At 37.7% G+C, this 25,061-nt stretch carries 19 protein-coding genes and 4 pseudogenes; 6 read left to right on the top strand and 17 right to left on the bottom strand.

Annotated features, from left to right (window positions below; translation table 11 throughout):
- Positions 1-42: 42 nt before the first annotated feature.
- The 4 genes and pseudogenes from STRIC_RS10805 to STRIC_RS10795 form a co-directional block, all read right to left on the bottom strand.
- The gene (locus STRIC_RS10805; RefSeq protein WP_008090528.1) at positions 43-2,040 is read right to left on the bottom strand and encodes a KUP/HAK/KT family potassium transporter; all 1,998 of its coding nucleotides are present in this window, start codon (positions 2,038-2,040) and stop codon (positions 43-45) included.
- Positions 2,041-2,167: 127 nt separating this feature from the next.
- A complete protein-coding gene (locus tag STRIC_RS10800) occupies positions 2,168-3,811 on the bottom strand; it encodes a DEAD/DEAH box helicase (RefSeq protein ID WP_040832574.1) in 1,644 nt (547 codons plus the stop codon).
- A gap of 191 nt (positions 3,812-4,002) precedes the next feature.
- A pseudogene (locus STRIC_RS13135) lies at positions 4,003-4,104 on the bottom strand (MetQ/NlpA family ABC transporter substrate-binding protein); the annotation flags it as partial.
- 46 nt (positions 4,105-4,150) lie between these two features.
- Positions 4,151-5,174: pseudogene (locus tag STRIC_RS10795) on the bottom strand (IS30 family transposase).
- Positions 5,175-5,475: 301 nt separating this feature from the next.
- Here STRIC_RS10795 and STRIC_RS12805 point away from each other — a divergent pair.
- The 4 genes from STRIC_RS12805 to STRIC_RS13100 all read left to right on the top strand — a co-directional run bounded on the left by STRIC_RS12805 (position 5,476) and on the right by STRIC_RS13100 (position 7,545).
- Positions 5,476-5,649, top strand: a complete 174-nt coding sequence (locus STRIC_RS12805; RefSeq protein WP_008090798.1) for a hypothetical protein — start codon at positions 5,476-5,478, stop codon at positions 5,647-5,649.
- Between the two features lie 24 nt (positions 5,650-5,673).
- Complete coding sequence (locus STRIC_RS10790) at positions 5,674-6,369, top strand: amidohydrolase family protein (RefSeq protein ID WP_008090642.1); 696 nt, start codon at positions 5,674-5,676, stop codon at positions 6,367-6,369.
- 193 nt (positions 6,370-6,562) lie between these two features.
- Positions 6,563-6,991 (top strand): MarR family winged helix-turn-helix transcriptional regulator, encoded by a 429-nt coding sequence (locus STRIC_RS10785; RefSeq protein WP_008087303.1) that lies wholly within the window; start codon positions 6,563-6,565, stop codon positions 6,989-6,991.
- 80 nt (positions 6,992-7,071) lie between these two features.
- Entirely contained in the window at positions 7,072-7,545 is a 474-nt protein-coding gene (locus STRIC_RS13100) for a 2-keto-3-deoxygluconate permease (protein ID WP_407635927.1), read from the top strand.
- Between the two features lie 125 nt (positions 7,546-7,670).
- On the opposite strand, the gene STRIC_RS10770 is transcribed toward STRIC_RS13100, so the two are convergent.
- The 11 genes and pseudogenes from STRIC_RS10770 to STRIC_RS10720 all read right to left on the bottom strand — a co-directional run bounded on the left by STRIC_RS10770 (position 7,671) and on the right by STRIC_RS10720 (position 18,993).
- Positions 7,671-8,051 (bottom strand): PH domain-containing protein, encoded by a 381-nt coding sequence (locus tag STRIC_RS10770; RefSeq protein WP_008090766.1) that lies wholly within the window; start codon positions 8,049-8,051, stop codon positions 7,671-7,673.
- Positions 8,052-8,138: 87 nt separating this feature from the next.
- Positions 8,139-9,683 (bottom strand): peptide chain release factor 3, encoded by a 1,545-nt coding sequence (locus STRIC_RS10765; protein WP_008090756.1) that lies wholly within the window; start codon positions 9,681-9,683, stop codon positions 8,139-8,141.
- Between the two features lie 174 nt (positions 9,684-9,857).
- Complete coding sequence (locus STRIC_RS10760; RefSeq protein ID WP_008090535.1) at positions 9,858-10,553, bottom strand: TMEM164-related integral membrane acyltransferase; 696 nt, start codon at positions 10,551-10,553, stop codon at positions 9,858-9,860.
- Positions 10,554-10,654: 101 nt separating this feature from the next.
- Positions 10,655-12,016 (bottom strand): UDP-N-acetylmuramoyl-tripeptide--D-alanyl-D-alanine ligase, encoded by a 1,362-nt coding sequence (locus tag STRIC_RS10755; protein ID WP_008090505.1) that lies wholly within the window; start codon positions 12,014-12,016, stop codon positions 10,655-10,657.
- Positions 12,017-12,179: 163 nt separating this feature from the next.
- Positions 12,180-13,226, bottom strand: a complete 1,047-nt coding sequence (locus tag STRIC_RS10750; protein ID WP_008090717.1) for a D-alanine--D-alanine ligase — start codon at positions 13,224-13,226, stop codon at positions 12,180-12,182.
- A gap of 177 nt (positions 13,227-13,403) precedes the next feature.
- Positions 13,404-14,000 carry a recombination mediator RecR gene (recR, locus tag STRIC_RS10745; protein WP_008090611.1) on the bottom strand — a complete coding sequence of 199 codons (597 nt, stop codon included), beginning with the start codon at positions 13,998-14,000 and terminating at the stop codon, positions 13,404-13,406.
- Between the two features lie 11 nt (positions 14,001-14,011).
- Positions 14,012-16,065 (bottom strand): annotated as a pseudogene (gene pbp2b, locus STRIC_RS10740) (penicillin-binding protein PBP2B).
- Positions 16,066-16,171: 106 nt separating this feature from the next.
- On the bottom strand, positions 16,172-16,942 hold the full coding sequence (locus STRIC_RS10735) for a formate/nitrite transporter family protein (protein WP_008090690.1): 771 nt from the start codon (positions 16,940-16,942) through the stop codon (positions 16,172-16,174).
- Between the two features lie 110 nt (positions 16,943-17,052).
- Positions 17,053-17,601 carry a hypothetical protein gene (locus STRIC_RS10730; protein WP_008090647.1) on the bottom strand — a complete coding sequence of 183 codons (549 nt, stop codon included), beginning with the start codon at positions 17,599-17,601 and terminating at the stop codon, positions 17,053-17,055.
- A gap of 69 nt (positions 17,602-17,670) precedes the next feature.
- Positions 17,671-18,192 carry a transcription repressor NadR gene (locus STRIC_RS10725; protein ID WP_008090831.1) on the bottom strand — a complete coding sequence of 174 codons (522 nt, stop codon included), beginning with the start codon at positions 18,190-18,192 and terminating at the stop codon, positions 17,671-17,673.
- A 105-nt stretch (positions 18,193-18,297) separates the two neighbouring features.
- Positions 18,298-18,993: a phosphoglycerate mutase gene (locus STRIC_RS10720; RefSeq protein ID WP_008090547.1), complete on the bottom strand. Its 696-nt coding sequence runs from the start codon at positions 18,991-18,993 to the stop codon at positions 18,298-18,300.
- A 238-nt stretch (positions 18,994-19,231) separates the two neighbouring features.
- Between STRIC_RS10720 and STRIC_RS10715 the strand changes: the two genes are divergently transcribed.
- Positions 19,232-20,167 carry a dihydroorotate oxidase gene (locus tag STRIC_RS10715; protein ID WP_008090706.1) on the top strand — a complete coding sequence of 312 codons (936 nt, stop codon included), beginning with the start codon at positions 19,232-19,234 and terminating at the stop codon, positions 20,165-20,167.
- On the opposite strand, the pseudogene STRIC_RS10710 reads toward STRIC_RS10715, so the two are convergent.
- Positions 20,139-21,660, bottom strand: a pseudogene (locus tag STRIC_RS10710) (IS1182 family transposase). The gene STRIC_RS10715 and the pseudogene STRIC_RS10710 sit on opposite strands and share 29 nt — an antisense overlap.
- 394 nt (positions 21,661-22,054) lie before the next feature.
- Positions 22,055-23,914 carry a heavy metal translocating P-type ATPase gene (locus STRIC_RS10705; protein ID WP_083835452.1) on the bottom strand — a complete coding sequence of 620 codons (1,860 nt, stop codon included), beginning with the start codon at positions 23,912-23,914 and terminating at the stop codon, positions 22,055-22,057.
- Between the two features lie 209 nt (positions 23,915-24,123).
- Between STRIC_RS10705 and STRIC_RS10700 the strand changes: the two genes are divergently transcribed.
- Complete coding sequence (locus STRIC_RS10700) at positions 24,124-24,999, top strand: helix-turn-helix domain-containing protein (protein WP_008090808.1); 876 nt, start codon at positions 24,124-24,126, stop codon at positions 24,997-24,999.
- The last annotated feature ends 62 nt before the right edge of the window (positions 25,000-25,061 follow it).

Below are 25,061 nucleotides of genomic sequence, written 5' to 3'. Positions count from 1 at the left end.
AGAGGAATCATCTCATAGGATTGGTTTTTATTTTACTTAATATTAGTCTTGTTCGTCACAAACCACTAATTCCGTCACCGGTAATTTTAGAATGTCAGATAAAATCAAAGGAACGACTTCCACTGTAACTTCTGAAAACTGCAAACCAAACCAGCGTTTTGGTGTCGCCGTCACATGCTTAATACTTGCCTTAGTTTGCAAAATAAAGCGTTCAAATTGACTCAGTTGCATGGCATTAGAAACCCGCTCTTCAATCATGACAAACCTAAAGTCACCCACTTCTCTACCTGGGGTGATGGTGTAGTCTTGTTCTTGTTTAGGAAGACGACCACTGGCCATTAAATCTTGAATAATGGTTCTTAAATAGCGAGGGACTGTTTGTGGCATTCTAAAGCCCAGGTAAAGCTCAACGCGAACGATATAATCAGTATCCATCATATCGACCTTATAGCTAGCTGTATAAGGCTCATCAGTCACCTGTACATTGACAAACCAATACACCTGTGCTCGTTTAGGATGTTTATCTAAAATGGAATACAAAATAGAGCGATCAATCATATGATCTTTCATCCTATTAGTGAGATAGACCACATTAGTTTGATAGAGATCAAATCGCCAATCATCACGTAATTGCTTGATTTGTCCTTTGTAATAATTCAAATCAAGGGACTTAACGTATTTAAAGACAATTTTTGTTCCTTCATGCCAGATAAACATAACAGACACAATAGCTAAAGCCACAATGACAACCACATAACCACCATGCATAAATTTAACCGCTGAAGCCCAGAAGAAAATCAATTCAATAAGAGCAAAGAAGGCCATCATAAGATGCGCTAAAATCGGCTTCATCCCCTCTTTAATAAGGTAATAATTCAGCAAGATTGTTGTCATCAACATGGTTATAGTTATCGCTAAGCCATAAGCCGCTTCCATATGTGCAGACGTCCTAAAATAAAGAACGGTACAAGAGGTGATAGCAAAAAGGGTCCAGTTAATCACAGGAATATACAACTGTCCTAAGTTGGCACCAGGATAGGTCACTCGAAACAGTGGGAATATTTTCAAGCGCATAGCTTCTGAAACCAAGGTAAAGGAACCCGAAATCAAAGCTTGTGAAGCAATAATAGCGGCTAAAGTCGCTAAAATAACCACATAGACCGTAAATTGTGATGGCACACTAGCAAAAAATGGATTTAGCTCGATACCAGAATCTTTGTTAGCTAAAATCCAAGCAGCTTGTCCACAATAGGATAAGACAATGCAAAGTTTAACAAAGGGCCAACTGATATAAATATTGCCTATGCCCACATGCCCTAAATCAGAATAAAGGGCTTCAGCACCAGTCGTTGCTAGAAAAATCGATCCTAAAATAAAGATACCACGATGATTTTCAGGACTAAACAAAAGATTCAAAGCATAATAGGGATTGATAGCTTTAAAAATTTCCAAATGAGATAGACTATTGATGAGCCCACTAATACCTAAAAAACTAAACCAGATAAACATAACCGGCCCAAAAATCTTGCCGATAAAACCCGTCCCAAAGCGTTGAATTCCAAAGAGAATCATCAAAATCATTAAAGTGGTGATAATGACATTGGTCTGATTGTGATATATGGAGTTTAACCCAGGAACTGATTTTAATCCTTCAATAGCTGAAGTCACTGTCACAGCCGGTGTTAGAGCCCCGTCTGATAGTAAGGTCGCTCCCCCAATCATGGCTGGGATAATTAGCCACTTGGACATCTTACGTACCAAGGTAAAGAGTGAAAAAATCCCACCTTCTTGATGATTATCGGCTTTGAGAGCAATAAGAACATATTTTATAGTGGTTATTAAGGTCAAGGTCCAAATAATCAAAGAAACAGAACCCAAAATAAAAGGTTCTGAGACCTGAGAGATACCTCCTTGATTCTCAACCAAGGACTGCATAGTATATAATGGACTTGTCCCAATATCACCGTAAACAATTCCAAGAGCAATGATAAAACCTGCTTTCGAAGCTTTATCAAAAGTAGACTGATTGGCACTAGACATCCCAATACTCCTCCTAATTTTCAAAAAATATCATAAAAATGACTGAAACCACTATAACAGATTGCTTTTGAAAAGCAAGATTTGACTAACAAGAAAAGAGTTGAATCTTATCAACTCTTTTTCTACTTTATTCACCTTTGTGACGAATGACAAAACCTGAATTTTTTGATCCTGATTTTTTGTCTTTTTGATAGAAATCTTTAGCATCACGTTTTGGTTTACGTTTGTAATCACGGTTACCACTTGCCTCATGCCCATCACGTTTATCACGTTTTTGACGTCGACGATCTCCATTGCCTTCTTCACGACGGTCATTGCGGTAACCACCACGACGGTCGCCATCACGACCACCGCGATTTCCACCACGTCCACGATCGTTACGACCGCGTCCACCTTTACCGCCTTTACCTCCACCGTGGCCACCACCAACATATTTAAATGGTAATGGTTTTTCACGAGCGATTTCAACTTCAGGTAGTGAATCTGGATCTTGAACTGTTAAACTCAAAATGTATAGCGCTAATTCTTCAGGAGTGAACTCTGAAGCTAATTGAATCGCATCCCCTTTAAATTTGTCAAAGTTTGAACGAATAGTTTCATCAGCGAAGTCACGCTCAATTTTCTTAAGAGCAATTTTCTTTTTAGCTTGGAAGGCTTCTTCAGCAGTTGCTGGTTTCAAAGGTAACATTTGTTTCTTAGTAAGGGTTTCAATCATAGAAAGGTAACCCATCTCATTTGGAGAAACAAAAGTAATTGATTCACCAGTTTTACCCGCACGACCTGTACGTCCAATACGGTGAACATAGCTTTCTGGATCTTGTGTAATGTCATAGTTGTAGACATGCGTCACACCAGAAATATCTAACCCACGCGCTGCAACGTCTGTCGCAACTAAAATATCAACTTGATCACCTTTAAAGTCACGGATAACACGTAGACGTTTGTTTTGGTCTAAGTCACCGTGAATACCTTCTGCACGGAAGCCACGTAATTTAAGACCGCGTGTAATTTCATCAACACGACGTTTTGTACGACCAAAAACAATTGACAGTTCTGGTTGTTGAACATCCATAAGACGTGTCATGGTATCAAATTTTTCTTGTTCCTTAACGCGAACATAAAATTGTTCAACGTTAACATTTGTTAACTCTTTATTTTTAATTTGAACATGCTCAGGATCTTTCATAAACTTCACACCAATTTGTTTAATTGGAGCTGGCATAGTGGCAGAAAATAGTAAAGTCTGACGGTCAGCAGGAACACGGCTGATAATTGCTTCAATATCCTCTAAGAATCCCATGTTTAACATTTCATCTGCTTCATCAAGGATTAGTGTTTCAACTTGTTCTAAACGTAAAGCTTTACGTTTGATTAAATCTAATAAACGTCCAGGAGTACCGACAACGATATGAGCTCCAGACTTCAATGCTTTAATTTGCTTTTCAATACTTGATCCGCCATATACTGAGCGAACTTTAACACCTTTATCACGTCCGAAACGGAATAACTCTTCCTGACTTTGCACGGCAAGCTCACGAGTTGGTGCAATTACTAACGCTTGGATGATGTTCTCATCTGTGCGAATCTTATTCAAGGTTGGTAGACCAAAGGCAGCTGTTTTACCAGTTCCAGTTTGTGCCTGACCAATAACATCCTTTCCTTCTAATGCTAAGGGAATAGTCATTTCCTGAATAGGAGATGCTTTCTCAAATCTAGCTGTCACAACAGCTGATTGGATGTCTTCTGATAAGTTAAATTCTGTAAATTTCAATTGTTTCTCTTTTCTAAAAAAGCAGTGCGAAGCTGCCTTATAAGCCTTTAATTTTTGTCGTTCCATTAACAACTTATCTAGTGTAACACAATAAAAGCTAAAAAGATAGGAAATAATTTTAATCTGATTAATAACACGTTTTCATCAAAAAACTGCCTTTCCAACTAAGGATAAGACAGTTATATTGCTCTTTAAAAGGCAACATCAGCTTCACTTGGGATTTCTTTGGTGATATAATCACGGATTTCATCACTCGTCAAGACTTCTTTTAAAACTTTAATTTTCCGCAAGTTGTCAAGTCAAGTGCAACCAGTTCATAGATAACTAGAGTTCCAGGTGTTAAGCTGTTCGGGATAGCTCAAACAGGAATTTTGAGGATTGATATTGAAGAAGTCGTCTTGGGCGCTCATTGATGGCAGTAATATAATTGTCAAGTTCTTCAGAGGTTAGTGGATTAAGTGAGACTCCTTTAGGGACATATTCTCTGAGGAGGCCATTGAAGTTCTCGTTTGTTCCTCTCTCATGTGAAGAATAGGGATGTGCAAAGTAAACTTCAACAGCTTCTAAGTTTGAGAGTAAACTAAACTCAGAACCATTATCCGCTGTGATGGATGCAATAGGATACTGACTGATGAGATGCGTGACAGCTCGGTTAATGGTTTGGGACTGCTTGTCTTCTAGCTTAACTCCTAGTGCATAGCGTGTCTGGCGCTCTACCAAAGTCAACATAACAGCTTCACCTTTGGTTTTCTTGCCGAGAACCAAATCAATCTCCCAATGCCCAAATTCAGAACGATCATTAATATATTCTGGACGTTCTTCGATAGATTTACCTAAAGTCTTCTTATTCGTCTTCATGACTTTCTTAGAACGTTTTCTGATACTAACCATCTTAGGCAAATCGATTGGTTTAATAGCTAATACCCCCTCTTTGATATAACGATAAATCGTTTTGGTAGAGGGGACGACTTCTTCAGGATGGTTCACTTTGTAAGTCTGAACAAAACTATCCACACTATGGAGACGAATGTTAGCCGTCAAGGCAGATTCTAATTGTTCAATGAACCTAGCGGAGCAGTCATTCAACTTGAGATAAGAACTCTTTTGACGATTGGTTTCATAGACACGTTGCCCACTATCAGCGAAATAGGCGTTGAAGAAGGTTTGTTTTCCATTCTTATCCTTTACCTGTTCTACTGAACCACGTTTTATTTCTCGGTCAGATTGTAGAACGGTGACGACCCAAGAGTCGAGCAATCTCAGCGGGTTTCTTTCCCATTTTAAGATAAGCAGCAATTTCACCCCGTTCTGTGGCTGAAAGATGAGAATAGGATGATTTTCTGGTAGAATTAATGTTGGACATGTTCATCTGCTTTCCATACTGAATTGGGGAATTCTAGTATATCAGACGAACATGTCTTTTTTGTTGCACTTCATTTTACAACGCGGGATTATTTTTTATTTTTTTAAAATGCTCTAGATTCTGACTTCTTTGTCAAGAGTAAGGGCTTACAAGAGTAAGGGCTTAGGTGAACCAAAAAGACTGTTTTTTGATACAATTATCTTTAGATAGTAATAATAGAATTTCTCTTGATTAGCCTTTTTAGAACTAAGCAAAGAACTTCCGTTTCTTATCGTATAGAAAGAAGGTAGACAGTAGACAAATGACAGCTAATGCAATTGATACCCATGCCCATCTCTGGTCCGACGACTATCTCTCTTTATTAGAAGACTTAGGAGCAAAAGGGGTTGCTATCGCTAAGGGCTTAAAGGCCAGTGAGCAAGAAAAAGACATGCAAGGACGCCTTGCCATGATGGATAAGGCTCAGGTATCCTAACAAGTTCTCTCTGCTACCCCTCAAGTGCCCCAATTTGGAAATGCCGACCAAGCCTTAGGAGCAGCTAGGCTTATTAATAACCTATATCAAGAAGTCATTGACAAGTATCCCAGCCATTTTAAAGCTTATGGGGCGGTGCCATTGCCTCATGTGGAGGCAGCTATTCTTGAAGGTAAACGGATTATGCAAGAATTAGGGTTTTTAGGAATAGCGGTCAATACCGTCTTAGAAAATGGTCAATCTCTTGCGGACCCTGCCTTTGTTCCTTTCTTTGAAGCTATGGATGCTTTAGGGGCTATTATTTATGTCCACCCTACTGGCTGTGGCGCTTTTAGCCCAATGGTAACAGATTATGAGCAAGAATGGACGGTGGGAGCACCTATCGAAGACTTGTTAGCCACTGTCCAACTCTTAAAAGTTGATTATCCAAAGCGCTTCCCAAATCTCAAGTTTCATATGGCTCACTTAGGTGGCGGTGTTTCTTTCCAAATGCAACGCTTGCTAGATAATTACGAGGACTGGCATAGCTTCTCTCACAATCCTCTCACCACCCTAAAAAAGCATTTCTGGTTTGATACAGCCAATTTCCTAGAGGCTTCTCTTTTACATAGTCAGGCTATTCTAGGCCAAGATCGGCTCTTAGCAGGAAGTGATTTTCCTTACTTTCAAGATAACAAATACAGCCGTAGCGTTCTCCTATATTCGACTAAGCACCACTAGATGATAGGGATACATTGGCTATCTTAAAAGACAATGCTGAGCATCTCTACGCAGATCGTTGGTAAATACATCTAACACCTAGCAAGTTAACTTGTTGGGTGTTTTTTTTCAAACGCTTTTCTTGAAAAAGATAGCAAGCTATGTTATCTTATTTTTAGTTAATTACATAGCAAGCTATATATTAGGAGATAAGATGCGCGAAAAAAATACCGTTTATTTAATTAAAAGAGCCAATTTGTCTTTCGATAAGATTGCCAATAAGGTTTTAACCCCACATGGCATTACCCATAGCCAATTCAAATGTTTAAAATACCTTTACTTATTTGACAATGGTAGCCGTAACCAGCGAGACATTGAAAATTATTTCAATATGAGCAATCCCACTGTTACTCGAATTCTACAAAATTTAGAAAAAGAGGGCTGGCTTCAACGTCTAGCCAATGGCAAAGACAAACGCCAAAAACAACTCTACTTAACTAAAAAAGCACTGGATTATCAAGGTGTCTTTAAAGATATGGCGAGTCAACTGGAAGATCAACTGACTGAGCGTCTGACAGACGCTGAATTAGATAAGTTGCAAGAGCTCTTACGTAAAATGCTAGCCATCTCACTCAAAGATTAGAAAGGAATCTCATGTCTCTTATTCGTAAACTCAGTCATTTCAAAGGAAGCAATTTCCTTATCCCCATGTTTTTTACCTCTTTGGTTTACACTTTTTTCCCTAAGTTATTACAATTAAGGGTGCCTTTTAGTGGGCTTTTTAGTCAAGAGACTACTTTTTTCATCATTGCCGTTTTATTATTGGTTTCTGGTATTCAGACTGATTTGGCAACATACCCAAAAGTTATCAAAGCTATTGGTCCCGTTTTATTACTCAAAATCGCCATTAGTCTGGTCGTAAGCCTACTTTTCAAAGCTCTTTTTCCTGCCAGCGGGCTCTTAGGCATTTCAGCGGTGACTGTCACTGCTGTCCTCATGTCTCTCAATCCTGGTATGTATCTGGTACTTTTAGGCAAAGATATTAGCGAGATGGAAGAGAGTGCTTTTTCAGTCCCATTGGAACCAATCAAGCCTACAATTTCTCCTTTTTTAATACCAAAGGAGATATTTTCCAATTTAAAAGATGATTTTGGAAATTCTTTTGAAATATCACTTAATTCTATTATCATTATTTAATACTCCTCAAAAAGTTGTCTTAGCAGAAAAATATAGCGTTTTCAAAATATTTGTTTCTTTTTTTCAAAAAGAAAAACCAACTCTTTTTAGAGTTGGTTGTTTGATTTGTCTAGCAAAAGGAAAACCTATTTTAAAATAGCTTTCGCCAAGGCCTGTTGTATAACAAGGACATTTTCATCATTTCTAAATGTCAGCACTTCTGCAGGCTCCAAAGCTGAAGAAATCCAAATTTTTAATTCAGCATCCAAGTCAAAATGACCAGCAGTTTCAAGAGAAAAACGCGATATGGCAGTATAAGGAATAGTCTTATAAGCGATTTTTTTACCAACCACACCTTGTTTATCTACCAAGATTAGACGCTTTTCAGTAAAAACAATTAAATCCCTAATAAGCATATAAGCTAATTCCACTTTCTCCCCTTCTATGAGTAAAGCCGCTAACTCTTCTTGAGCCTTTTCATTATCCATTTGTGAGGCATTACCCATTAATCCTGATAAAAATCCCATTAAAATCTCCTTTTTCTTTTATTATAACTCAAAGGACAAGATTAAACATTAAAAAAGGATAAGTTACCCTAACTTATCCTTTTGAGATTACATTTTTTCTTCTAACTTAACATCAGGGTATTTATCAGCAAACCATCTAAGGGCAAAATCATTCTCAAAGAGAAAGACGGGTTGATCAAAACGGTCTTTAGCTAAGATGTTACGACTGGAAGACATGCGTTGATCCAAATCGTCTTCAGAAATCCACCGAACTGTCTTTTTGCCCATCGGTGTCATCACTACTTCGGCATTATATTCACCTTCCATACGGTGTTTAAAGACCTCAAACTGCAATTGACCAACAGCTCCTAGCATGTACTCACCTGTCTGATAATTTTTATAAAGTTGAACGGCCCCTTCTTGAACCAGTTGCTCCATTCCTTTATGGAAGGATTTTTGTTTCATCACATTTTTAGGTGACACTTTCATGAACAATTCTGGCGTGAAAGTTGGAAGGGGTTCAAACTCAAATTTATTTTTACCAACCGTTAGAGTATCACCCACCTGGTAGGTACCTGTATCATAAACCCCAATAATATCACCAGCAACCGCATTCTGCACATTTTCACGCGACTCAGCCATAAACTGAGTGACATTAGATAATTTAGCCCCTTTACCCGTTCTGGTCAAATTAACGGACATGCCTTTTTGGAATTCCCCTGAAACGATACGGACAAATGCAATACGGTCACGGTGTTTAGGATCCATATTTGCTTGAATTTTAAAGACAAAACCTGAAAAGTCCTTATCTAAAGGATCAATAAGTCTATCCTCAGTTGTTTTGTGACCATGTGGTTCTGGAGCAAACTCCAAGAAAGTATCTAAAAAGGTTTGAACCCCAAAATTAGTTAAGGCAGAGCCAAAAAACACTGGAGTCAACTCGCCATCTAGGATAGCTTGCTTAGAAAAATCATTGCCAGCTTCTTCTAATAGTTCAATATCTTCCAAGACTTGCTCATAAAAAGGATTATTAGCAAAGAGCTTGCCGCCTTCTTCCAACTCAGCAAAACGTTGTTCTCCCTTATAAAGTTCTAAGCGTTCATTATGAAGATCATAGAGTCCTTCAAAAGCTTTTCCCATACCGATAGGCCAGTTCATCGGATAAGAGGCAATTCCCAGAACCTCTTCTAACTCTTCTAAAAGCTCTAAAGGCTCACGACCGTCACGGTCAAGCTTATTGATAAAGGTAAATACAGGAATATTACGGTGTTTAACGACTTCAAAAAGTTTTTTGGTTTGGGCCTCAATACCTTTTGCAGAGTCAACCACCATAACAGCCGCATCTACTGCCATAAGGGTTCGATAGGTATCTTCTGAAAAGTCCTCATGTCCTGGGGTATCTAAGATATTCACTCGTTTTCCAGCATAGTCAAACTGCATCACGGATGACGTCACCGAAATACCACGTTGTTTTTCAATATCCATCCAGTCTGATTTGGCAAAGGTACCTGATTTTTTCCCTTTAACAGTTCCAGCTTCTCGGATTTCACCTCCAAAATAAAGCAATTGTTCTGTAATAGTTGTTTTACCAGCATCCGGGTGACTGATGATGGCAAAGGTACGACGTTTTTTAATTTCTTCTGTAATTGACATACTTTTTCCTTGTTTTGATCGGTCCAGAGCTATACCTCTGTCTAGTTATGAAACGATAGCATTTTGTCATTTTCATTTAGTTACATTGGTCTTCTCCTAATTGATGACACAATAAAAAGAGCTGTGTAGACAACTCTTTTTATTATAGCTGATTTCACAAGCTTTCGCAACGACCTACTTTTCCTTTGACCATTCTAATCGTAATTGATTAGCTTGACTAATTCGCAAGAAGGACATTTCAATAAACTTGATTAAGGTTAATAAGCCTAGACTAACTATGGCAAAATTAAGCAGTAAATGATGAGTGTGGATAATTGGAATATCCATTAAAAAGCCATAATTACCTTTAGTAAGTAAATTAACTAAAATTAAAGCAAAATTGATAGTCGCTAAGTAACGCAGTAAAAGGACTGGTCTAAGCTGAGCAGGATTATAAAAACGAATAAGATAGATTAAGCCATTAACCAGTAAAGCATAGTGTCCTAAGTAAAAAGCTACATTTGCCACATGCCACATCTTATAAGGGTATAAATCCGGTGATAAGAGTGCTAAAAAAGCGCCTCCAATCCCTAAAATCATAAATAATTGCTTAATACTATTACGATCTGGCAGGAAAAAAACAGCTAGCATAGCAATACGACAATGGTAAAGAGGCAAAGCTTCGTTTAAAGGAAAACCTCTCAAAGCATACCAAGTATAAAGGCCAATTAATTGACTCAGTTGAAGCCCCAGAAAAAAATAACGGTAAGGTTTTGATTTGTAAGCTTGAAGTGTCAAAAAAAACAAGAGCGGTGCAACAAGAATTGATGACACGTAAAAAATTAGCGAGGTATGGGGTAACCCAATTGGTTCAATTGCAAAAAAATCCATAAATATCCCTTTCTACAGTTTTTCATTATACCTTAATCTTGATGAGAGAACAAGGGGTAATCTGTGTTTTGTCAGACAAAAAAGGGATTTATGGATTTTTCTTAAGTAAGATGATCAACAAGTTTAGCAAGTCCCATGGAGTTACTTCCCTTTAAAAGTAACTGATCCTCAGGTTCCACTAACTTCTCGAGAAACTCAGCCATTTCCTGATAGTCATCTCTTCTTTCACTCTTTTCAAAAAAGAAGACATGATCTTTGGGATACTTTTGAGTAGCTAATTGAGCAAGCTCTTTAATATCATTCCCGTAAAACATCAAATAATCAATGTCCTTAGGATTTAAACTCTCTATGAGTTGAGAATGTAAAGCAATGGATTGCTCGCCTAATTCTTTCATATCCGCTAAAAGAGCTATTTTCTGTCCTTCTTCATTTCTTGGAATAGCTGAAAATGTCTCTAAAATTAGTCTCATAGCCGTGGGATTAGCGTTGTAGACATCTGATAAGATATCAGATCCATTCTTAGCTTTTTTCCACTCCGTACGGTTACGCGTCAATTGAACGGACTCTAAAGCTTCAATAATATCTTCATCAGGAACAGCTAACAATTTGCCAACATAAGCCGCTACCATAGCGTTGTTAGCATTATACTTTCCTGGTAAGGGGAGAGTGATTGCTTGACTTAAGAAGTTTGTTTTGAAGGTTAAACTTGTTTTAGCTTCCTGCAATTCTTCTACATAGATTTCTTGACCATCTCCAAATCGAATCACCATTTGATTTTCAGGAAGATATGGGTCTATGATAGGATCCCCAGGCGCAATCAAGATGCCATCTGAGTCCATGCCATCAAGAATTTGCATCTTTCCTTCGGCAATTTTTTGTCTTGAGCCAAAATACTCTAGATGTGCTTCACCAATTAAGGTAAGCACTGAAATTCGAGGTCTAGCTATTTTAGAAAGTAGGCTGATATCACCCATGTGATCTTGTCCCATCTCCAAAACGATTTTTTCGGTATCATCTGGCATATGGAGGACTGTATAGGGCAAGCCAATATCATTATTGTAATTACCTTGTGTTTTATAAGTTTTATAGTTACTAGCTAGAACAGCTTCAATCATGTCTTTCGTAGAAGTTTTACCGTTAGATCCTGTAACAGCTATGACATCAATTCGCATTTTGTCGATATAATAATGTGCTAATTTTTGAAAAGCTGTCAAACAATCATCCACCAAAAGATAAGGTTTACCTGTTAGCTCTTTTTCTGAAAAAGTAGCGACTGCTCCATTATCAAAAGCAAAATCAATAAAGTCGTGACCATCTCTTTCTCCTTTTAGAGGTAGAAAAAGATCCCCTTCACTAATTTTTCGGCTATCAAATTCGATCTGATTCAGAGGAACGTCGTCTAAATCAGAAAGACTATTTTGAGCATCAACTACTTTAGCAACTTCATGTAATGTTAATTTCATCTCTTCTTCCTTCTTAAAACACTTGTTTGTAACGATTTCTTTTCTATTATAGCATAAAAAAGAAAGAATATTGTGGCATTTTCAGCATTTGACAAGTAGTCGACTTATCTGTCTGAATAAAATACAAAAAAGAAGAGACGTTGCGGCCTCTTCCTGTCCTCTTTTATAATAAATGACTTTCTCGCTTTTGGAACATTTCTTGTGCTAGAGCAACCAACTGTTCAATCAAATCTGGATAGGCTAAGCCCATATTTTCCCACAATAAAGGATACATAGACCATTGTGTAAATCCTGGCATTGTGTTTAATTCATTGAGGTAAATATGCCCTTCTTCATCCAAAAAGAAATCACAACGTGATAAGCCACAGGCTCCTAAAGCTCTAAAGGCTTCTTCAGCATAAGCTCTCATTTTTGAAGCTAGTTCTGGGTCAAGTTCCGCAGGAATGGTCATGCTAATCTTGTTATCAATATATTTGGCCTGATAATCATAAAAAGCCACATCTTTAACAACTTCACCTGGCAAGGTCGAGTGAACCACTGTGTTACCTAGTAGACCAACTTCAATCTCACGCGCCACTACCCCTTGTTCAATTAAAATACGACTATCATATTTTAAGGCTAAAGCAATCGCTTCTTTTAGTTCCTTGCTGTTATTAGCTTTGGAAATACCAATGGATGACCCCATATTAGCTGGTTTAACAAAAATAGGGAAGCTAAGACGACTTTGAGTCTCTATTAAACAGGCCTCTAAATCTTGCCCTTCAATATAAACAGTGTAGGCAACTTGAGGAATTCCTGTAGAATCAAGGACTCGCTTAGTCGTGATCTTATCCATTGCAAGACTTGAAGACAAGATATTGGTACCCACGTAAGGCATCTTTAAAACTTCCAAGAAGCCTTGAATAGAGCCATCTTCTCCCATTGGACCATGTAAGACAGGAAATACCACCGCTCCTTCTTCATAAATGTCACTTGGCGAAATGGCCTGCTCTAACTTAATGCTATCATTGGTCATAAGTCGTTCTGTTTCAGATGGCTTTTCAGAAAATTCTTGTGTCTTAATGAATTCTCCAGCCTGACTGATAAAGTAAGTCTTAACCAAAAACTTATCATAGTTAACAGCTCTCATGATGCTCTCTGCTGAAAGAACTGATACTTCACGTTCTGCTGAACGTCCTCCATATAATAACACTAACGTTTGTTTAGACATAGGTACCTTTCCTATCTGAATTAAATTACTATTTATTATAACAAAAAGAAGTAGGCTTTTCAAAACCTTAATAATAGCAAAGCAAGTAAAGAGATTAAAAAAACTGGCCTTTAGCTAAAGCTGTCTTATAGTAAAAATAAGCCAATTACCTCTGGTAATTGGCTTATTTTGTCTACATTAAAGTTCTATACGATTTTCAATCGCTCTTAAAAGTGTCACTTCATCAGCATATTCGATATCTGAACCCACTGCTAAGCCTCTTGCTAGACGCGTTACTTTGATACCAGCTGGCTTCAAAACACGTGAGATATACATAGAAGTCGCCTCCCCATCTGCTGTGGCATTTGTTGCAACGATAACTTCATTAACCTCACTATCCATCAGGCGAGTAATGAGACCCTTCAAATTAATATCATCTGGACCAACACCATTCATTGGAGAAATAAGACCATGCAAGACATGATAAAGACCGTGATATTCTTGAATCTTTTCCATAGCCGAAACATCTTTTGACTCTTCAACCACCAATAAGAGACTCTTATCCCGACTAGGGTCCGTGCAAATGTGACAGGGGTCTTCGTCCGTCAAATTACCACAAATCGAACAATAAGTCAGTTCTCGTTTAGCTGCTAATAGATTTTTAGCAAAATCATTGACATCTTCATCAGACATGCCAATGGTATAAAAAGCTAATCTGGTAGCTGTTTTGGCACCAATACCTGGTAACTTTGAATAACTTTCAATCAATTTTGCAATAGGTCGTGGATATAACACACTTTTCTCCTTTATTTTGTGACATAATCTGTCATGTACAGGTTAATTATTTCTTTAGCAATCTGTTGATGAGCTTTAGCTAATGGTTGAGAGGCTTTGGGGTACATGACAGCTACTGCAATCTCAGGAGTTTGACTTGGCCCATAAGCAACCACATTTAGGTTGAAGGTTTCAATGGTATGACCCTCTTTATCTTTAGCAAAGGTTTCAGCTGTTCCCGTTTTAGCACTAATTGAAACAAGTCCACCGGATAATTCTCGACCAGTAGCATAAGGACTTTGACTGTTTACCACTTGGTAAAAACCATTTTGAATAATCGCTAACTGATCTTGTGAAACGACAACTTTGTTCAAGACTTTAGGTTCTATCGTTTTTGTTAAGGTCCCAAATCCCTCTTGTCCTTTAGAATGATAAATCTCTTGAACAAGGTGAGGCGCAATACGATTACCTCCATTAGCAATTGTCGACACATATTGCGCTAACTGCATGGTCGTATAGTTATCAAACTGTCCAAATGACTCTCCTAAAACAGCTGACATATCATAATCACTAGCCAAGTAACCCGCAGATTCTCCTGGTAAATCAATGCCAGTTGGAACCCCTAAACCAAATGAAGCAAAGGTCTCTCGCAATTTGCCCATGGCTTCTTTCATACCACTACTTGTTAAGGTCATTCCTGTGTGATAGTCTTGCCCCATCATTTTTAAGGCAACTTGCACCATATAAGTATTTGAAGAATATTCCAAAGCTTGTTGAGCAGATATATTTTGCAAGCCTGCTGTAAACCATGATTGAATAGGCTTTGCATTTCCAAATTGAATCGGTTGGTCAGTTAAGATTTGATTTCCTTCAATCACCCCTGATTGCCATCCAGCTATTATTGTAGCTCCTTTTACAACCGATCCTGGTGTAACGGTATCTGTAATGGTGCCAAGGGCATCCTTTTGTAAGTGATCATTTTCAGGATTATGGGATAATCCTGTCATGGCTAAAATAGCACCTGTTTGTGGGTTTAAGGCAACTGCGTAGATGCCATCTGAGTATTTGGCTTGGCCATTGGCTAATTCAGCCTGATAATGATTCTCTAAAATACCCTCAACAGCCTCTTGAAAATCTAAAGAAATAGTTAATTTCAAGTTACTACCAGAAGTACCCTTGTCTGTCGTATTTTCTGCTATTTTTTCCCAGACTTATTGATTTTAATTTGTTTGATGACAGGTTTTCCTTGCAAAAGATCTTCATACTGCTTCTCTAAATAAGAGGTTCCAACTCGATCATTGAGCGCATAACCTTTTTTCAAATAAGCATCGGCTTCCTCTTTAGGTAAGCCAGCTTCTCGAGAAGAAATCTTACCAATAATCGATGTTAGGCTAGTGTCTCTAACCTCTCTCTCCCAATCAGAACCTATCCATATACCTTTCAACTGAGATTGATTGGCTTGAATATAAGCCTTGATATAATCTGTTAAAGGCTCCGTCTTTAGCTTTACGGTATTAAAACTTGCTGTTGCATTCATTTGATTAAAGACAGCTATCACTTTTAATTGGTCTTGCGAATAAACTAAGTCTTTCTCTTTAACCGAAGCCAAAGCATTTTGATAAATTGTCGCTTGGGTCAAACGATTCCCAAAACGATCTGTCTTTTCTTTATCTGCTGACCGATCCACCACTTTAGCATATACTTTAGGATCAGCTAAATAATAGTCTTTTTTAGACCTAGTCGAAACAGGAAGCTGCGGTAACTCCATAAATTGGGCAAGTCTATTAGCGAGCACTTTTATGTCTGCTACACTTGCTTTAGGACTTCTGGTAAAGGTGACAACTTCTTTGTCATTGTTAGTCACTAAAGCTTTTCCTTCCCGGTCAAAAATACTACCTCTGGGCTTAGACTCACGCACATGATAAAGGGTTGTTGCATTTAATTTTGATAAATAGAACTGATGATCATAAATCTGCATATAGGCTAATCTTAATATCAGGCTAGTAACCAAAAAGACAATAATGAAAAAAAGGAGATGAAGACGTCTAGGAATACTGGCTTTTTGCTTTTTAATAAAGGAACCCATGGCAATCTTTCTACCTTTCTTTTTAAACTTCGTTTCTTATTTTATCACAAAAAAATAAAAAGAAGACTGGGAAGACTTTCTCCCAGTCTAAAAAATATTTCTTTTCTCAATGGCTTTTAGGATGATAGTAAGCTTTGTAATAAAAGAGACTAACAAAGATGGCACCACCAATAATATTGCCAATATAAACCAAGCTGAAGTTTGTCAGAAAATCTAACCAAGTCGCCCCACCTTCAAAAATAGCTGCGGGAATGACAAAGGCATTGGCCACACTATGCTGAAATCCAAGAGCAACAAAAGTCATCACAGGAAACCAAGTCCCTAACAATTTACCTGTAGCATCATTAGCTCCGTAACAAAGCCATAAGGCTAAACCTACAAACCAGTTACATCCAATTCCCGAAACAATTGCCTGTAGCGGACTAGCTGCTAATTTTGCATGAGCTACCTCAATAACTTCTTGTTTAAAAATTCCAGTTCCAGTCAACCCCAGAAAATGCCCAAAGATAAAAGCCACAAAAACAGCACCAATGATATTAAAAAGAGTAATAACTAACCAGTTCTTTAATAACTCACTTGCTGTCACTTTCTTAGCAAAGAAAGCTGCAGAGACAGCCATCATGTTCCCTGTAATCAACTCGCCTCCTGCCATTAAAATGATAATGAGACCAATTGGAAAAGCACAGGCTCCTAAAATACTTGAAAAGGCTCCAAAGGTTTCTAGTCCACTTGCTGCAATTCTCACATAAAGCAAATATCCTAGACTAATCATAGCGCCACCAATAAAACCTAAAATGGCTTTGGTCACAGCAGTCTTTGCAATCTTATGTTCTCCAATGTGAATAGTAGCTTCTAAAATTTGCTCAGGTGTTTTCATGATATCTCCTTTTGTTACGATGTTCACAAATGCACTTTTTAGTATACCAATTTTTGAAAAAAATGCAAGCCCTTTCAGTTAAGAAGGGCTTCTTTTTCATATTGATTTACTTAAACTTTTAGCTTAGCTAAAGGTAGGCCAATTTTTTGGCTCAAAAAACGCCATAGGCTGAGTGCTAAATAGAAATCTACCATGCCATGCACTAGTGAACCGAATCCCACTAATCCCAACATGGTCCAAAAATAGGACAGATTGGTAAGATCGGTCGCTGTCATGACATAGACAGTGATAAACTCAGCTAGACCGTGAACAATATTAATCATCAAAGCAAACACAAAAGTCTGTTCTTTCTTTAGCAAGATGGAAGGTCTTCTCTCAAGTAACCAAGCTGCAAAAGCTGCAAAAATAAGATGAGAAAAAGCTCTACAAACAATAACAAAAGGAAAACCAGCTAAGAAAAAGCCTAAAGTAGTTCCAATAGCTACTAATATAGCTACTGGTAGTGATATAAAGGTCGCTAAAAATAAGGGAACATGACTAGCTAATGTGAAGGAAGCTGGCCCAAGAATGAGCTTGATTGGCATAAACATTGGAATTAAAATAGCAAAAGCCACTAGAATAGAGGAATAAGCTATCATTTGAGTCGGTTTTTTTGACATGTTAATCTCCTTTACAAGTTATTATAGGTCATATTATTACAGGTGTCAAGACACCTGTAATAATATGACCTATTTTTCTTGATAAAGAATTTTTGCTGCTTTTAAGTCTTGGCAAATGTCCTCAAAAGCTTCTTGACTAGGGCAAGAAATAAGATGAGCATGCACACCTTCTGTCAAAGAAGACAATAACTCTGCTTTGGAGTCCTTTAGTTTGGTAATGAAATGAAGCATATCTGACTGAGATTTGATATTTAAAGGAGCTGTTAACATCCCATAAATAGGGTGTTCGACTTCTACAGTAGAAATAATACCATCATGCGCCAAAATAATCTGCAACTCTTCCTCGGTTTGCTCTGGACCATGTTGGCAGACTAATCTCGCTGAGTAATGATTTGTAAATAAGGCACTTGATAGTAAGTAGCCCTTTGGAGTTGAAATAATATCTATCTGCTGAGCCCGTAAGAGAGCAATATCTCCCACAATAACTTGACGACTGACCCCTAACTCTTTGGCCAAAGAAGAGGCTGACAGAGCTTCTTGTACTTGTTGAAGCTTTATCAAAATAGCTTGTCGACGATCGTTTGCTATCATATATCTTCCTTTTAGTTTTTTTAATTATCATACCATATTTTTCAAAAGCTCTCTTCTTTTGTCAAAAATAACTAAAAAAACCAAGACTAAGCTTGGTTCTGTGTCTTATTCACCACCAAGATAATACTCAGCAGTAAGGTTTAATTTGTCATCAAATTCGAAAACAAGTGGTGGGAAGTTTGGAATTTCAACATCCATGATTTCGTCATCTGACAAGCGTTTGATGTGTTTAACAAGGGCACGAATAGAGTTACCGTGTGCACCTACAAAAACATTTTTACCATCTACAAGAGCTGGAGCGATTTTGTCTTCCCAGAAAGGAAGGGCACGTTCTAAAGTAACTTTTAAGTTTTCAGCATCTGGAATAACGGCATAATCAAGGTGAGCGTAACGACGATCAGTATGTGCAGAATGCTCATCATCTTCAGCCATATCTGGAGGTAAAACATCGTAAGAACGACGCCAAATATGAACTTGTTCATCACCCCATTTAGCTGCTGCTTCAGCTTTATCTTGACCAGTCAAACCACCATAGTGACGCTCATTCAAACGCCAAGATTTTTCAACAGGTACCCAAAGTTGATCAGAAGCTTCAAGAGCAAGGTTAGTTGTTTTGATGGCACGTTTTAAAACAGATGTAAAAGCAAGGTCAAATTCAATACCTGCGGCTTTGATTAATTTACCAGCATCAATCGCTTGTTGTGTACCTTTTTCTGAAAGATCCACATCTGCCCAACCAGTGAAGAGGTTTGCTTTGTTCCATTCTGACTCACCATGGCGAGCGAAAACCAATTTTACCATTCGTAATATCTCCTTTTTATTTAGCTCTAAGAGCTTTTACCCTTCTATTCTACAAAAAATAGCTTAAAAAAGCTAGCCTATTCCTATTTTCTTGAAAATTATTTTGTAATATCATGAAAAATAGAAAGTTCGGAAATGATGAAGATTTAGAATTAGTTTTTAAAAATAGCTTGCTATTCTAAAAGCCTAGTGATAGAATAGAAAAAATTTGTCTAAAATATGGAGGAAATGCTAAACCATGGTTTCTATCGCAACAAGAATTGCCCACTTTGACTTCACTAATTGTTTGATGAATGCAGCAGGGGTCTACTGCATGACCAAAGAAGAATTGCTTGAGTTAGAAAAGTCTCAGGCAGGCTCATTCGTTACCAAGACCGGCACCTTAGAAGCAAGGCAAGGAAATCCTGAACCAAGGTATGTGGATACCCATTTAGGTTCCATTAATTCTATGGGACTTCCTAATCATGGTTATCAGTATTACTTAGACATCGTTTCAGAGATGGAGAAAGACAAAAATTCCAAAGCTCACTTTTTGTCAGTTGTTGGAATGTCTCCTCAGGAAACAGATCTTATCCTTAAGGCTATTCAGGCTTCATCCTATCAAGGCCTGGTCGAGTTGAACCTTTCTTGTCCTAATGTACCAGGAAAACCTCAGATTGCTTACGATTTTGAAACAACCGATGCAATCCTAAGCCATATCTTCTCCTATTACACCAAACCACTAGGAATTAAACTCCCTCCTTATTTTGACATTGTCCACTTTGACCAAGCTGCTGCGATTTTTAACAAATACCCTTTAGCCTTCGTCAACTGTGTTAATTCCATTGGAAATGGTATGGTTATCGAAGATGAGCATGTAGTCATCAAGCCCAAACAAGGTTTTGGCGGTATTGGTGGTGATTATATTAAACCAACGGCTTTAGCCAATGTTCATGCCTTTTACCAAAGGCTAAATCCTTCTATCCAAATCATTGGAACAGGCGGTGTAAAAAATGGACGTGACGCTTTTGAGCATATCCTCTGTGGAGCTAGCATGGTCCAAATTGGAACAGCCCTTCATCAAGAAGGTCCTAGTATCTTTGCTCGGGTATCCGAAGAATTGAAAGCCATTATGACATCAAAAGGCTACGAGACTTTAGAGGACTTCAGAGGAAAACTTCATTATTTAGACTAAAAAAGCAAGCAAAGCAGATAAAAAGAGTGCTCATTTGTAAGAATGAGCACTCAGATTGAAGACAAACTGGTCTAAACCTCCAGTTTGTCTTTTCTTTTACTATCATTATGATGATTTGCCTCATTTTGGCAACTTTCAGGCAAAGAAATAAGGCTATTCCAGCCATCCATTTGCTGTATTTTTTCAGATTTAAACACGCTAAAGTAAGCCCAAGGGTTGCCCCCATTTTGGACTTTCCTTTTAATCTCGTATAGCGTAAGTTATGGTATTCTTTAGCTGTCCCGAACAAGCGTTCAATAGTCTCTTTAGCGCTGTTGATAACGCTCTTTCATCCCTAGTTGGTGTCGGATGTCTTCGCAGACTTTTAAGTCATCTTTCCATAAATGACGTGTGATGACTTTTTGGTGGTTCTTCGACTGGGTACAAACTGATAAAAGAGCACAAGTCTGACAAATAGCTGGATCGCTATTATACTCACGGTAACCGTCTCGATTAGTCGTTGAATAGTGCAAAGGTTGGTTTTCTGGACGAAGATAGACATCATAATACTCATCATAGATAAATTCTTTTGGCCGAAGCAGGTCCTTTTTACTATGAGGTCTTGTATAGGGAAAAACTGGTATGACACCTAGAGTTAATAAGTAATGAGCGATGCTTGGGGTTTTATAACCAGAATCAGCAATGAGATAGTGAGAGTTCAATGCTTTAATCTTGTCAAAGAGTTCAGGAAATGCCTGACTATCATGGACATCTCCAGCGTGAATACTATACCCCAATGCCCAACCATGTTTATCACAAGCAACTTGAGCGTTATAAGCGAAGATTTGTTTATGCTCTCCTTTATGAAACCAACCACTATCAGGGTCTGTTGTAGACATTTTCTTACTTGCGGGCTCTTTTTCTTTGGCGAGCCTTACGGACTTTTTTCCGTGTTTCTCCCTATCTTTGGCAATTTCCTTCTCCAATTGGTCACTCATAAATTTAGCTTGTGCCTCAACTTCCTGGTTGATGTATTTGTGATGATTAGCAGCTGCCTTGATATGAGTCCCATCCACAAAGATTTCGGTAGGATCAATCAAACCAGCATTGAGGCAGAGACCTAGAATATGAGAAAAGATGGCTTCAATGACTTGTTTATCTTGGAAACGACGGCTGTAGTTCTTGCCGTATGTTGTGAAATGAGGCGCCTTATCTTCTAGAGTCAAGCCAAGAAACCAGCGGTAAGCTAAATTGACTTCAATTTCTTTGATAGTTTGACGCATAGAACGAATGCCAAACAGACATTGAATCATAGGAATCTTAATCAACATAACGGGATCCAAACTAGGACGACCATTATCAGCACAATAACTATCTTCAACTAAGTCATAAATAAATGAGAAATCAATGGCTTGGTCAATTTGACGTAAGAGATGGTCTTTAGGGACCAACTCATCTAAGCTATAAAAGCCAACTTGATTACGATTTTAGTTCGGATTTTCTTTGTGGAACATAGAGAGACCTCCTAGAGATTCTTGTCTTTATTATAACTCTTAGCGAACAAAAAAGCTCTAGAAATTCATTTTTCTAGGGCTTTGTCTTCAATCTGAGTGCTCATTTGTAAGAATGAGCACTCTTTGTGTGTTAGCACAAAAGTCATACTTGAGATTAAAAGGGAAAGGTCTTATCACTTTTTTCGATTATGGCTTCTGGCTCCTTCTCTTGTTCTTCTTTTGATTTCTTTTCTTGCTTACGAAGAAATTTTTGATAAAAAAAGATAAACAAGATTATTTTAATCAAGGAAAATATAGCGAGTCCAATGAGAATATAAACTAACATAAGGCTTCTTTCTATTTAAAATAGCATTATATCTATTATAGTCTCTTTAATGTATTCCAGCAAGTCTATCTACTCAAAAGAAAGCAAGCGTAGGCCATTCAAAATGACTAGAATGGTTGAACCTTCGTGTCCTACAACTCCTAGAGGTAAATTAACGACTTGAAAAACATTGGCTAGGATAAGGCTAGCAATAATTAATAAGGCAAAAACAATATTAGTCTTCACAATGCCTTTCATTTTTTGAGACAAGCGAATGGAAAAAGGAATGCGCGTAAGGTCGTCCATAATCACGCTATCGGCACTCTCCATAGCAATATCGGTACCAGTACCGATGGCATAAGAAACATCTGCCTGCGCTAAAGCAGGGGCGTCATTAATGCCATCACCTACCATCGCAACAAAACCATATTTTTCTTTTAGCCTAAGGAGCTGAGTCACTTTATCTTGAGGCATACAATTGGCTACCACTTCATCAATCCCAAGTTTTTGGGCAACATATTCTGCTGTTCCTGCTTGGTCACCTGTTAGCATAACGGTCTTGATTCCCAATTCATGAAGTGCTTTAATGGCTTCTTGAGATTCAACTTTAATATCATCAAAAAGAACATAATAGGCTGCCAGCTGCTCGTCGCAGGAAACAAAGATTAAGGTTTTTCCTTGCCCTTCTTCCACTTGAACAGTTTCCTCAAATTGATTTAGATTAGCTACCTTTTCTAATATGAATGACTTCTTGCCGATTCGCCATTCTTGACCCGATAGACTAAGGACAAATCCTTTGCCTGCAATTTCTTCTATTTGGTCTAATGCTACCGAAGATACTCCTTCAGTATAAGTTAGCAAAGCTTTTGAAATCGGATGGCTACTAGCAGACTCAGCTGTCCTAACAATTGCATCTACTTCTTCCTTAGGCAAAAGGTAATGGCTATCCACAACAGATGGTTTTCCTTGAGTCAAAGTCCCAGTCTTATCCATGATGACTGCTTTGATATCTCCCATATTATCAACAATATCTCCACCTTTAATAATCAAGCCTTTACGAGCGGCACGTGAAATAGCTGATAAACTAGCCGGCGTTGAACTAGCAATAAGAGCACATGGAGAAGCTACTGTTAGAAGAATCATTCCTCTATAAAAGGCATCCATCCAAGTCCAGCCTAATACAAAGTGACTCAATAAAATGAAACTAGGCACCAATAGTAAGACAAACTTCACATAACCATCTTCTAAACTTTCAATAAAGGTAGCTGTTTTACTCTTTTGCGTTTGAGCTGATTCCACTAAATTAAGAATTTTAGAAAAGAGGGTATTCTCATTTTCCACAGTCACAAGCATTTCGATGGTTTGACCTTGATTAATGGTACCACCGATGATATCTTGATCCTGGACCTTATCCACAGTGATAGGCTCTCCTGTAATCATTGATTCATCAAATTGGCCAAAGTTACTCAATAAGGTGCCATCAATCGGAACCGATTCTCCTTGTCGCACTTGAACACGATCTCCAATCTGTAGACTCTTTGTTTCCACTTCCAAAATCGTACCATCTTCTTGAATAAGTCTAGCTGTTTCAGGCTGAAGATTCATTAATGCAGAGATAGCGTCTTTACTTTTTTCCATCGCCATTTCTTCCAAGGTGTTTGACATGGAAAAAATAAAAATAAGCAATGCTCCCTCTAACCAGTAGCCTATGATTCCAGCGCCTATAGCAGCTAAAATCATCAAGACATCAACGGATAAGTGTTTCTCTTGAATTAAGTCTAGTAAGCCAGATTTTGCTGATTGATAGCCACCAATAATAAAAGCTAATATAAAAATAACAGAAGCTAACTTCGGTATACTTGGTAAAACTAGAATACCAATCACAATTAAAACTAAACAAACCAGTGTTTCTACTAAATGTAGATGGTCTTTTACCCACTTTATCATCATTATTTCCCTCACTTAAAAAACGTATCTTATGCATTAAGATACTTTAATTATAATAGTTCTAAATAAATAAGTCAACTATTTAGAACTATTATAATTAAATACTTTTTTAGCAATTCTTTAACAAGTGACATTAAAGACATTTTTTGCAGATAAGGGAAATAATCGTCTCTGACTAAGACAATGGTATACTAAATAATAGAGGTAAAAAAATGTTAAATAAAGACTTAGGACTGACTTTTCGTCAGTTACGTATAAATCGAAAAATCCCCTTAAGCCAGGTTGCAAACGAGCATGTTTCTCTGTCACAGATTTCACGGTTTGAACGAGGGCAGTGTGATATCTCTTTGTCTAAATTTCTTATCGTACTCAACAAGATTCATGTTGAAGTTAAAGAGTTTATGGATACCGCAGCCGATTATCAAACAACAGAACAAATTCACTTCATGTCTCAATTAATCGAGCTAGAATACAAGCGGGATATCAACGGTTTTAGATACTTACAATTACAAGAAAAAGCCAAATTTGAAGAGAACCCTAAAGAAAAACGCTATTACTTAAATATGATTCTATTACAGGCGTTTATCTGTAAATGTGACCCTAACCTCCCTTTCCCCAAGGCCTATTTAGATGACCTAACAGATTATTTATTCACTACTGAAAATTGGCATATCTATGAGTTAATTTTAATTGGAAATTGCTATTTATTTATCGATATTCCCCTATTAGATAAAATGGGACGCGAAATCTTAACTAATTACCACTATTATAAAGAAATCTCCACTAACAAATACCTAGTTACTATTACCCTAATGAATATTTGGGAAAGTTGTATTCATCGCCATTACCTTAAAGAAGCTAACTTTTATCAGAAAAAGCTCTTTCCACTCCTTAAGAATGAAACAAAATTATACGAAAAAACCTTATTTCTCTTTTTAAAAGGTCTAGAAGCTTACCGTTGCGGTGATGCCTTGTCAGGTATTCAAGACATGACAAAAGCTATTGATATTTTTGATGCTCTTGGTTGCTCTCACCATGCTCAAAACTACCGTCAAGATTTTGAAACCTTTGTTGGACCACTTTCCTGATTTGCAAAATAACATTTTTCCTCTTAAAGATGCTTTATAATAAAAGCAATTTAGGAGGATAT

It is taken from the genome of Streptococcus ictaluri 707-05 (assembly GCF_000188015.2).
GTDB lineage: Bacteria > Bacillota > Bacilli > Lactobacillales > Streptococcaceae > Streptococcus > Streptococcus ictaluri.
The sequence above is the reverse complement of the archived record's forward strand: the minus strand, read 5'-3'. Positions and strand labels throughout refer to the sequence as shown.

Coding starts and splice junctions, on each gene's coding strand:
- STRIC_RS10705 (WP_083835452.1), bottom strand. CDS start 23,914: ATGATGATAAAGTGGGTAAAAGACCATCTACATTTAGTAGAAACACTG.
- STRIC_RS10785 (WP_008087303.1), top strand. CDS start 6,563: ATGCGCGAAAAAAATACCGTTTATTTAATTAAAAGAGCCAATTTGTCT.
- STRIC_RS10725 (WP_008090831.1), bottom strand. CDS start 18,192: ATGATAGCAAACGATCGTCGACAAGCTATTTTGATAAAGCTTCAACAA.
- STRIC_RS12805 (WP_008090798.1), top strand. CDS start 5,476: ATGACAGCTAATGCAATTGATACCCATGCCCATCTCTGGTCCGACGAC.
- STRIC_RS10805 (WP_008090528.1), bottom strand. CDS start 2,040: ATGTCTAGTGCCAATCAGTCTACTTTTGATAAAGCTTCGAAAGCAGGT.
- STRIC_RS10750 (WP_008090717.1), bottom strand. CDS start 13,226: ATGTCTAAACAAACGTTAGTGTTATTATATGGAGGACGTTCAGCAGAA.
- STRIC_RS10720 (WP_008090547.1), bottom strand. CDS start 18,993: ATGGTAAAATTGGTTTTCGCTCGCCATGGTGAGTCAGAATGGAACAAA.
- STRIC_RS10735 (WP_008090690.1), bottom strand. CDS start 16,942: ATGAAAACACCTGAGCAAATTTTAGAAGCTACTATTCACATTGGAGAA.
- STRIC_RS10700 (WP_008090808.1), top strand. CDS start 24,124: ATGTTAAATAAAGACTTAGGACTGACTTTTCGTCAGTTACGTATAAAT.
- STRIC_RS10755 (WP_008090505.1), bottom strand. CDS start 12,016: ATGAAATTAACATTACATGAAGTTGCTAAAGTAGTTGATGCTCAAAAT.
- STRIC_RS10715 (WP_008090706.1), top strand. CDS start 19,232: ATGGTTTCTATCGCAACAAGAATTGCCCACTTTGACTTCACTAATTGT.
- STRIC_RS10730 (WP_008090647.1), bottom strand. CDS start 17,601: ATGTCAAAAAAACCGACTCAAATGATAGCTTATTCCTCTATTCTAGTG.
- STRIC_RS10770 (WP_008090766.1), bottom strand. CDS start 8,051: ATGGGATTTTTATCAGGATTAATGGGTAATGCCTCACAAATGGATAAT.
- STRIC_RS10765 (WP_008090756.1), bottom strand. CDS start 9,683: ATGTCAATTACAGAAGAAATTAAAAAACGTCGTACCTTTGCCATCATC.
- STRIC_RS10760 (WP_008090535.1), bottom strand. CDS start 10,553: ATGGATTTTTTTGCAATTGAACCAATTGGGTTACCCCATACCTCGCTA.